11 protein-coding genes are annotated in these 9,084 nt (G+C 75.5%); 9 read left to right on the forward strand and 2 right to left on the reverse strand.

Annotated elements, in window-relative coordinates; translation table 11 throughout:
- Position 1: 1 nt before the first annotated feature.
- From WCD74_RS23200 to WCD74_RS23235, 8 genes are read left to right on the forward strand one after another with little or no spacing between them, the layout of a single operon-like run.
- Entirely contained in the window at positions 2–616 is a 615-nt protein-coding gene (locus WCD74_RS23200; protein ID WP_337697256.1) for a DUF998 domain-containing protein, read from the forward strand.
- 30 nt (positions 617–646) lie between these two features.
- Positions 647–1,828 (forward strand): glycosyltransferase family 4 protein, encoded by a 1,182-nt coding sequence (locus WCD74_RS23205; protein ID WP_337697257.1) that lies wholly within the window; start codon positions 647–649, stop codon positions 1,826–1,828.
- On the forward strand, positions 1,825–2,871 hold the full coding sequence (locus WCD74_RS23210; RefSeq protein ID WP_337697258.1) for an NUDIX hydrolase: 1,047 nt from the start codon (positions 1,825–1,827) through the stop codon (positions 2,869–2,871). Before WCD74_RS23205 ends, WCD74_RS23210 begins: the two co-directional genes overlap by 4 nt.
- A 48-nt stretch (positions 2,872–2,919) precedes the next feature.
- Positions 2,920–3,828, forward strand: coding sequence for a pyridoxal 5'-phosphate synthase lyase subunit PdxS (gene pdxS / locus WCD74_RS23215; RefSeq protein ID WP_337697259.1), 909 nt, complete (start codon positions 2,920–2,922; stop codon positions 3,826–3,828).
- 34 nt (positions 3,829–3,862) lie between these two features.
- Entirely contained in the window at positions 3,863–4,429 is a 567-nt protein-coding gene (locus WCD74_RS23220; RefSeq protein WP_337697260.1) for a hypothetical protein, read from the forward strand.
- A gap of 31 nt (positions 4,430–4,460) precedes the next feature.
- Complete coding sequence (locus WCD74_RS23225) at positions 4,461–4,883, forward strand: hypothetical protein (RefSeq protein ID WP_337697261.1); 423 nt, start codon at positions 4,461–4,463, stop codon at positions 4,881–4,883.
- A gap of 23 nt (positions 4,884–4,906) precedes the next feature.
- A complete protein-coding gene (pdxT, locus tag WCD74_RS23230) occupies positions 4,907–5,542 on the forward strand; it encodes a pyridoxal 5'-phosphate synthase glutaminase subunit PdxT (protein WP_337697262.1) in 636 nt (211 codons plus the stop codon).
- Positions 5,543–5,575: 33 nt separating this feature from the next.
- Positions 5,576–6,040, forward strand: a complete 465-nt coding sequence (locus WCD74_RS23235) for a winged helix-turn-helix transcriptional regulator (protein WP_337697263.1) — start codon at positions 5,576–5,578, stop codon at positions 6,038–6,040.
- On the opposite strand, the gene WCD74_RS23240 is transcribed toward WCD74_RS23235, so the two are convergent.
- Positions 6,027–6,530, reverse strand: a complete 504-nt coding sequence (locus WCD74_RS23240) for a PaaI family thioesterase (protein WP_337697264.1) — start codon at positions 6,528–6,530, stop codon at positions 6,027–6,029. The genes WCD74_RS23235 and WCD74_RS23240 overlap by 14 nt on opposite strands.
- Positions 6,531–6,636: 106 nt before the next feature.
- A complete protein-coding gene (locus WCD74_RS23245) occupies positions 6,637–8,532 on the reverse strand; it encodes an HNH endonuclease signature motif containing protein (protein ID WP_337697265.1) in 1,896 nt (631 codons plus the stop codon).
- A gap of 276 nt (positions 8,533–8,808) precedes the next feature.
- Between WCD74_RS23245 and WCD74_RS23250 the strand changes: the two genes are divergently transcribed.
- Positions 8,809–9,084: IS110 family transposase (locus tag WCD74_RS23250; RefSeq protein WP_337697266.1), on the forward strand; the 276-nt coding region annotated here is incomplete at its 3' end.

Raw genomic sequence — 9,084 nt, forward strand, 5'->3', positions numbered from 1 at the left:
CATGACCGCCACGCTCGAGATCACCACCGCCACCGCCGCCCGCCGGACGACGCGCCGCCTGCTCACCGCCGGAGCGGTGGGCGCCCCGCTGTGGACCGCCGTCGCCCTCGCCCAGGCCGCCGTCCGCCCGGACTTCGACTTCTCGGTCCAGCCGCTGAGCATGCTGTCGACCGGGCCGTGGGGATGGGTGCAGATCGCGAACTTCGTCGCCGCCGGAACGCTGGTGTTCCTCGGCGGGGTCGGGCTGCGGCGGGCGCTGCCCGACGCCCCGTGGGTCGGCCGCCTCACCGCCGGCTGCGGCCTGGGCTTCGTGGGGGCCGGGGTGCTGGTGATGGACCCGGCCGGCAGCGCCGGCCTGAGCTGGCACGCGGTCGGGCACATGCTCACCGGCACGCTCGCCTTCGTGGCCCTGGCGGCCGCGTGCCTCGCGCTGGCCGGCCACCTCCGCCGCAACGGGCGGCCCGGGGCCGCGGCCGTCTCCGTGCTCGGGGCGACCACCGTCGTCGTCGGCAACGCCTGGGCGATGACCGGCGGCGCGTACGGCTCGATGACGCTGGGGTTCGGCGTGATCGCGGCGATGCTGTGGGTGAGCCGGGTGTCGGCCTCCCTGCGCTGAGCGCCGGGACGGGACCGTCAGACTGGACCCGTGCGCGTCGGCATCGTCTGCCCCTACTCGCTCGACGTGGCGGGCGGGGTGCAGGCGCACGTGCTGGACCTCGCCCGCGCGCTGATCGGGCTCGGGCACGACGTCGACGTGCTCGCCCCCGCGAGCGAGTCGACCCCGGTCCCCGACTTCGTGACGCGGGCCGGGCGCGCCGTCGCGATCCCGTACAACGGCTCCGTCGCCCGGCTGACCTTCGGGCCGGTGTCGATGCACCGGGTGCGGCGGTGGCTCGCGCAGGGGGACTTCGACGTGCTGCACCTGCACGAACCGACCGCCCCCAGCCTGTCGATGCTCGCGCTGGCGGTCGCGGAGGGACCCGTCGTCGCCACCTTCCACACCTCGACGCCGCGCTCACGCACCATGCTGGCCTTCCAGCCGGTCCTGCGGCCGCTGCTGGAGCGGGTGACCGCCCGCATCGCGGTCTCGCCGCTCGCCCGCCAGGTCTACGTCGAGCACCTCGGCGGGGACGCCGTGGAGATCCCGAACGGGGTCGACGTCGCGGCCCTCGCGACCGCCGCCGCCGAGCCGCTGGGACGGCCGGCCGGGAGCCGCACCGTCGGGTTCGTCGGGCGCTTCGACGAGCCGCGCAAGGGAATGGCGACGCTGCTCGAGTCGCTGGTGCCGCTCGACGCCCGGCTGCTCGTGGTCGGGCGGGGAGACACCGACGAACTGCGCGCCGGGCTCCCGGCCGCGCTGGCCGACCGGGTCGACGTCCTCGGCGCGGTGGACGAGCGGACCAAGGCCCGGGCACTCGGCGCGATGGACGTGCTCGCGACCCCGAACACCGGGGGCGAGAGCTTCGGCATCGTCGTCGCGGAGGGGCTCGCCGCGGGCACCCCGGTGGCCGCGAGCGACATCGAGGCGTTCCGCCGGGTGCTCACCGACCCCGACACCGGCGAGGAGGCGGGCCTGCTCCTCCCGCCGGACGACCCCGCCGCGTGGACGGCGGGCCTGCGCGCCCTGCTCGACGCCCCGGCCCGCCGGGCCGCCTACGCCGCCGCCGGCCGGCGGCGGGTCCGGGCCTTCGACTGGACGACGGTGGCCGCGGCCGTGCTGCGGGTCTACGAGGTGGCCGTGGCCGCCGATCCCCGCCGCGTCGAGGCCCGCGACGAACCGGCAGTAATCTCCTCGGGCAGGCGGTCGGGACAGGGGAGTGGCGCGTGAACGTGTTCGGGCCGGGTGGGTGGCTCCTGGTCGTCGTCGTCGCGATCGTCGTCGTGTTCCTGCTGGTCACGGCCCTGATCGCGGTGGGCCGCGCCCGCCGCCTGGACCGGCTGCACGTCCGGGTGGATGCCGCCCGGCTCGGCCTCGTGGCCGCGCTGGACCGGCGGGCCGCCGTCGTGCGCGCGGTCGCCGCGACGGCCCCGTCGTCCGCGCTCTCCCCGACCGACCGGCGCGCGTTGCGGGCGTCGGCCCGGGCCGCCGAGGCGGCGGGCGACGGGGACGCGCGGGAGGTCGCGGAGAACGACCTGGTCGCCCGGCGGGCGCCGCTGGAGTGCGCGACGCTGCCGCCGGACCTGTCGGCCGAGCTCGCGGACGCGGACGCCCGGGTCGTGGTCGCGCGGCGGATCCACAACGACGCCGTCCGCGACACCCGGGCGCTGCGGGGGCGCCGGATGGTCCGGGCGCTGCGCCTCGCCGGGACGGCGCCGTACCCGGAGTACTTCGAGATCGCCGAGCCGTCGGCGCCGCCGGCCCCCACCGACGAGCCGGTGGACCCCGCGGTCGCCCGGGACGCGGCGCGGGTGGTCGTCCTGGACCCCGACGAGCGCGTCCTGCTCTTCGAGGGCGTCGACCCGGCCCGCCCCACCGAGACGTTCTGGTTCACCCCGGGCGGCGGGGTCGAGCCGGGGGAGGAGCCGGTCGAGGCCGCGGTGCGCGAACTGCGGGAGGAGACCGGGATGGAGGCCGACGGATCCGGCGACCTCGACGGCCCGGTGTGGGTGCGCGACGTGATGTTCAGCCACGACGGCGTCGCCTACGCCGCCCGCGAGCTCTTCTTCCTGCTGCGGGTGCCCGACGACGCCCCGGAGATCGACGTCTCGGGGTTCACCGAGCTGGAGCGCCGCACCGTGCGCCGACACCGGTGGTGGACGCGGACCGAGCTGGCGGCGACGGTCGACGTCGTCTACCCGCGCCAGCTCGGCGACCTGCTGGGGGACCCCGGCTCGATCGCGCCCGCCGACCCGCCGGTGCCGATCCAGTAGCGGCCATCACCACTGACGTCGCCCGCGGTCGCGTTTAGCATCGGGCGCATGACCAGCCCCACCCAGCCCAGCCCGTCCCGGACCGGCTCCGACGGCGTCAAGCGCGGCCTGGCCGACATGCTCAAGGGCGGGGTGATCATGGACGTGGTCACCCCCGAGCAGGCGAGGATCGCCGAGGACGCCGGCGCGGTGGCCGTCATGGCCCTGGAGCGGGTGCCCGCCGACATCCGGGCCGACGGCGGGGTCGCGCGGATGTCCGACCCCGACATGATCACCGGCATCGTCGACGCCGTCTCCATCCCGGTCATGGCCAAGGCGCGCATCGGGCACTTCGTCGAGGCGCAGGTGCTGCAGTCGCTGGGCGTCGACTACGTCGACGAGTCCGAGGTCCTCACCCCGGCCGACGAGGCGCACCACATCGACAAGTGGGCGTTCACCGTCCCCTTCGTCTGCGGCGCGACCAACCTCGGCGAGGCGCTGCGCCGGATCGGCGAGGGCGCGGCGATGATCCGCTCCAAGGGCGAGGCCGGGACCGGCAACGTGGTCGAGGCGACCCGGCACATGCGGGCGATCCGCGCGGACGTCCGCCGCCTCGCGCGGATGGACACCCAGGAGCTTTACGCCGCGGCCAAGGAGCTGCAGGCGCCGCTGCCGATCGTGCGCGAGATCGCGGAGTCCGGACGGCTGCCGGTCGTCCTGTTCACCGCCGGCGGGATCGCGACCCCGGCCGATGCCGCGATGATGATGCAGCTCGGCGCCGAGGGCGTGTTCGTCGGCTCCGGCATCTTCAAGTCCGGCGACCCCGCCCGGCGGGCGGAGGCGATCGTCAAGGCGACCACCTTCCACGACGACCCGGACGTCATCGCGAAGGTCTCCGCCGGCCTCGGCGAGGCGATGGTGGGTCGCACCACGGCCGACCTGCCCGCCGCCGAGCGCCTGGCGACCAGGGGTTGGTGACGACCGCACGGGTCGGGTGGGAGGATCACGCGCGATGACCGCGGAGACGAACGAGGGCCGCCGGCGGGTGGTCCCGATGCAGCCGGTCGACGCGCCGACCGACGTGCTGCCGAGGGTCGACGCGTCGGTCCGGCCGGCCGGACCCGTCCCGCCCGCCGGACCCGTCCCGCCCGCCGCCCGTCGGCCGCGTGGACGGTCGGTGGAGTCGGAGGCCCCGGCCGAGGAAGTCGAGCGCCGCAACGGCATGGGCACCCCGGCGCTGGTGCTCGGGCTGCTCGCCGCCGGCACCGCGTGGAGCGGCTGGGCCGGTGTGGTGCTGGGTCTGTTCGGGGCGGCCGCGGGCTACCTGGGTGCGCGCCGCGCCTGGAAGGGCCTGGCGACCGACGGGGCCCTGTCCCTGGGCGGCCTGGCCCTCGCGTCGGTGGGTCTGGTGTGGGGCGCGGTCGTGGTGTCGCAGAGCCTGTTCGGCACCGGGACCTTCGGCGACGGCCTGACCCTCGACCAGTGCCTCCAGCAGGCCTACGGCGCCCACGAGATGCACATGTGCAAGTCGCAGCACATCACGGAGTTCAACCAGCGGTTCCCGAACGCCGCGGAGTAGCCCGCCGCGGGGTCGTGGGACCATCCTGCGCATGACGACCTCGCGCCCCGCCGACGTCCGCGGCCGAGACGACGGCCGGGGCCTCGGCGGGTGGGGCTCGCCCGCGCTGGTCCTCGGCGTCATCGCCGCCGGCACGGCCTGGGTGGTCGGCTGGGTCGGTGTCGTCGCCGGGCTCACGGCCGTCGTCATCGGCTTCATCGGGGCTCGCAAGGCGTTCCGCGACCCGCAGCGCTCCGGCGGCGCAGCCCTCGCCGGTCTCGCGCTCGGTATCGTCGGACTGGTCTGGGGGCTCGCCGTCGTCGTGCCGACCCTGGTCGGCTCCGGCGAGTTCGGCGCGGGACTCACCCTCGACGAGTGCATGGCGCAGGCGAACGGCCAGCAGGAGCAGCGCATGTGCGCCAGCCAGCACCTGGAGGAGTACCGCGCGCGGTTCCCGGGGCGGACGGACACGTAGTTCCCGGCAGTGACGGAGGGACGATGACGACCGTGGCGGGACCCCCCGTCGGGGTGCTGGCCCTGCAGGGCAACGTCGCCGAGCACCTGGACGCGCTGCGGGCGTGCGGTGCGGACGCGCGGGCGGTGCGGCGGGCGGGTGAGCTCGAGGAGGTCGCCGGGCTGGTCCTGCCCGGCGGCGAGTCGACGACGCTCTCGAAGCTCCTGGTCGCGTTCGACCTGCTGGAGCCGTTGCGGGCGCGGCTGGCGGACGGCATGCCGGCGTTCGGGTCGTGCGCGGGGATGATCCTGCTCGCCCGGGAGGCCATCGACGCGCGCCCGGACCAGCACCAGCTCGGCGCGCTGGACGTCGTCGTCCGGCGCAACGCGTTCGGGCGTCAGACCGAGTCGTTCGAGACCGACCTGTCGGTCACCGGCATCCGCGGTGGCCCCATGCGCGGGGTGTTCATCCGGGCGCCGTGGGTCGAGTCGGTGGGGCGCGGGGTGGACGTGCTGGCGCGGATCCCCGCGAGCATCAGCGGCCCGGCGTCGGGGAAGGTCGTCGCCGTGCGGCAGGGACCGGTGATGGCGACCGCCTTCCACCCGGAGCAGACCGGCGACGCCCGGCTGCACGACCTGTTCGTGACGCGGGTGCGGGAGTCCGTGGCCGCGACACGCTGAGTCTCGTCGCGCCACTCACCTACGCTGGGGCCCATGGACTGGCGGGAGTACGACTCGGCGACGTGCTCGATCGCGCGCACGATGACGGTGCTGGGCGAGCCGTGGACCGTGCTCGTGCTGCGGGACGTCCTCAACGGCGTGTCCCGGTTCGACGCGCTCGTCGACCACCTGGGCATCGCCCGCAACGTGCTGACGCGCCGGCTGCACGCCCTGGTGGAGGCGGGCTTCGTCGCCACCCGGGAGTACCGCGAGCCGGGGCGTCGGACCCGCCTCGAGTACCGCCCGACCGCCACCGGCTACGAGCTCCGTCCGGTCCTGCTCGCCCTCATGGCCTTCGGCGACCGGCACCGGGCCGGCCCGGAGGGCCCGCCCGCGGTCCCGGTGCACGACTGCGGGGCGCCGGTGCACCTGCGCGAGGTCTGCGAGGACGGGCACGTGCTCGCCCCCACCGACCGGGTGCGGGTCGAGCCCGGGCCGGGCGCCATCAGGAGAGGATGAGGCAGCTCGACGTCGCCTCGCCGAGCAGCTTGCCGCGCGCGTCGGTGATCGACGCGCGGGCGAGCACCACCCTCCGCCCGGCCGAGACCACCACGCCCTCGCAGCGCACCGGGCCGGTGTCGGAGGACATCGGGCGGAGGAAGCGCACGCTGAGGTCCAGGCTGGTGTAGCCGACGTCCGCCGGCAGCGTGGACTGGACGGCGCACCCGCAGGCCGAGTCGAGCAGCGTCGCGAAGATCCCGCCGTGGACCGAGCCGATGGGGTTGTAGTGGTACTCGGCCGGGGTCAGCGTGAACACCACCCGCCCGGCCTCGACCGACTCCACCCCGGCGCCGATCGTCGCCATGATCGGCGGCGGCGGGAGCTCGCCCGAGACCAGCGCCTGTAGGAACTCCAGGCCGCTCCGCCCGCCGGCGGCCGCGGCGAGGGCCCGCGGGTCCTCCCAGGTGTAGGCGCGTTCCCGGACGACGGGCGTGACCTCGGTGCTCACCGGACCTCCTGAGTTTCGACGAGAGACCCAGAACGTAGCGCACCTCCTAGAAGGGCGGGTCGTCGTCCTCCTCACCGGGTGGTGGTGGGTGTCGGTCGGCGAGTCGTCAGGCGAGGTGGGCGGCGGTGGCGAGGGACTGCGGGGTGTAGTGGCCGTCGCGGGTGGGACGGGCGGTGTAGTCGGGGCGTTCGGGGGCGGGGCGGTGCTCGAGCATGGAGCGGGGCACGGGGGTCTCGGCTGCGACGGGGTCGGGCAGTGGGTGGGTGACGCGGCTGCCGGTGTGGTGGACGGTGCCGGTGGGGTCGGTGACGACGAAGCGGCCGGGCTCGGGTTGGTGGTAGTGCCAGCCGCCTTCGTGCTTGGCGCGGTGGTCGTGGCGGCAGAGGTTGCCGAGCCCGTCGGCCTGGGTGGGGCCGCCGAGGTGGTGGTCGAGGGTGTGGTCGTGGTCGCAGCGGGCGGCGAGGGCGCGGCAGCCGGGGGCGATGCAGCGTTCGTCGCGAGCGTCGATCCAGCGGGCGAGGGCGGCGCCGGGCAGGCGGCGGTCGCGGTCGCGGGTGGTGGTGGCGGGGTGCTGATCGGGCGGTAGGTCGCGGGAGCGTTGGTAGGCGGTGAGCAGGGCGGCGAGCCACGGCTCGGCGGGTGCGTCCTCGAGGAGGGCGTCGAGCAGTGCCGCCGGGGCGGTGATCTCGACGGTGCGCCGGCGGTGTCGTGCGTTCCTCGCGCAGTGCGGTGGAGCGCGCAGGACCAGCAGGTGGCGCAGGGTGCCGTGCTCGTCGTGGACGAGGACGTGCCAGGTGGCGGCGCCGAGTTCGGCGGCGGCGCGGCGGGCGGATGCGGCGGGGGTGCCCCCGAGTTCGGGGAAGGCGCCGGGGTGGTCGTCGAGGCCGAGCAGGGTGGACAGCCGCATCCGCAGGCTGACTCCTCGTCGGTGCGCGAGCACAGCCGGGACGGGCTCGTCCGGCTCCCGGTCGCGCCCGGTGGCTCCGGAACCGTCGTCCGGTCCGGGGTCGTCCGGCTCGCGGCGCGGGCCGTCGGCCGTGTCGTCGGGCGTGCCGTCATCGGTCGGGCCGTCGTCCGGCCCGGGGTCGTCTGGGCCGGGGTCGTCTGGGCCGGGGTCGTCTGGCCCAGGACCGTCCGGCTCGTCGGGCGGGCCGTCGCCGGGGTCGCGGGGGATGCCGCTGCAGAGTTCGGTGAACACCGCGTCGAGGACGGTGTGGTCGTCGGCGCCGGCGAGGGTGCCGTCGAGCAGGCGCAGGAACAGCCGGGCGCGGATGAACCCCAGACCGATGTCGCTGCCGAGGAACACCAGCCGGGTGCGCAGCTCGCCGGCCAGGGCGTCGAGGTGGAGCTTGGCGTCCTGGGCCAGGTCCGGGGGGAGGTCGTGCCCGGTCAGGTCGACCGCGCCGGAGGGCGCGGTGCGCGCCGAGACCCGCGCGGCGGCGACGGCAGCGGCCAGGCGGGCGGCGGCCCAGTCCGGGTCGACCGCGCGGGCGACCTCGAGGATCCGTTCCCGCAGCGCCGCGTAGCCCAGCCCGCCGGCCTCGGGCAGCACGATCTGCACGACCCGGGCGCACTGGGCGTCGTCGAGGCCCTCGGTCGCGGAGGCGAAGATCGCGGCCTTGCGCTCTTCGAGGTAGCCCGAGTCCATCGCCTCACCCAGTGCGGGGACACGGTCGAACACGTGGTCGGCCAGCATGTACCGCGTCGAGGCCATCGTCTCCGACCAGCCCAGCCCGGCCGCGGCGATCCCGGGGGCGAACTGCCCGTCGTGCACCCGCTCCACGGTGTCCGCCCGCGCCCGGCACGCCTGCTGCAGGGCACGCAGCAGCACCGCGTCGTCGTGGTTGCGCTGCCTGGCCGCGGCCCGCATGAACGCCGCCGCGTGCTGCCCCGACAACGCCGCCGGGACCACCTCGGCCAGGACGGCTGCGAGCACCGGCCCGGCGGCGACCTCGGCGAACGGGTCCCCGCCGGGCGTCTCGGTGAGCAGCACCCCGGCCATGATTCGAACTGTAGAGCGAACCCCCGACATCTAGCTTTGGTCACAGCTCCAGGTGGTCTGGGGTGAGGTTCGCGGTGCGGGTGTCTACGGCTGGCCCCGACTGGATCGACAGTCCTTTGCACTGATCGTCGAGACGCCCGTGCCGCGGCCGTGTCGGGCGGGCCTTGTTGGGAACGCGGAGCCGCGTTGCGGACTCCTGCTCAGATGTCCGGGTCGAAGCCTGCTGCGGTCGCGGTGTCAGCCGGGGATCGAGGAGACGACGAGGAAGGGCTGCCCGTGCACGAGCTCCGGCTGGGTATCGACGTGGCATGCCGGGAGGCCCATCGCGCCGCGCTGGCCGATGAGACCGGCGCGCTGCTGTGGACCAACCGCCGCTTCCGGACCGGCAAGGAGGATCTCGAGGCGCTCTGGAAGGCGGTCGAGGCGGTTCGCGCCGATCAGGGTGACGTGCCGGTGATGGTCGTGATGGAACCGACCCGCAACGCGTGGGTGGCGCTGGCGGCATGGCTGCGTCACCGTGGCGTGCAGGTGCGGCTGGTTCCCCCGGAACAG

Origin of the sequence: Actinomycetospora aurantiaca (assembly GCF_037401875.1) — a bacterium.
Classification (GTDB): Bacteria; Actinomycetota; Actinomycetes; order Mycobacteriales; family Pseudonocardiaceae; genus Actinomycetospora; species Actinomycetospora aurantiaca.

Excerpts from the sequence above, each read along its gene's own strand:
- WCD74_RS23235 (WP_337697263.1), top strand. The coding sequence starts at position 5,576 with ATGGACTGGCGGGAGTACGACTCGGCGACGTGCTCGATCGCGCGCACG.
- WCD74_RS23225 (WP_337697261.1), top strand. The coding sequence starts at position 4,461 with ATGACGACCTCGCGCCCCGCCGACGTCCGCGGCCGAGACGACGGCCGG.
- pdxS (WP_337697259.1), top strand. The coding sequence starts at position 2,920 with ATGACCAGCCCCACCCAGCCCAGCCCGTCCCGGACCGGCTCCGACGGC.
- WCD74_RS23220 (WP_337697260.1), top strand. The coding sequence starts at position 3,863 with ATGACCGCGGAGACGAACGAGGGCCGCCGGCGGGTGGTCCCGATGCAG.
- WCD74_RS23245 (WP_337697265.1), bottom strand. The coding sequence starts at position 8,532 with ATGGCCGGGGTGCTGCTCACCGAGACGCCCGGCGGGGACCCGTTCGCC.
- pdxT (WP_337697262.1), top strand. The coding sequence starts at position 4,907 with ATGACGACCGTGGCGGGACCCCCCGTCGGGGTGCTGGCCCTGCAGGGC.
- WCD74_RS23200 (WP_337697256.1), top strand. The coding sequence starts at position 2 with ATGACCGCCACGCTCGAGATCACCACCGCCACCGCCGCCCGCCGGACG.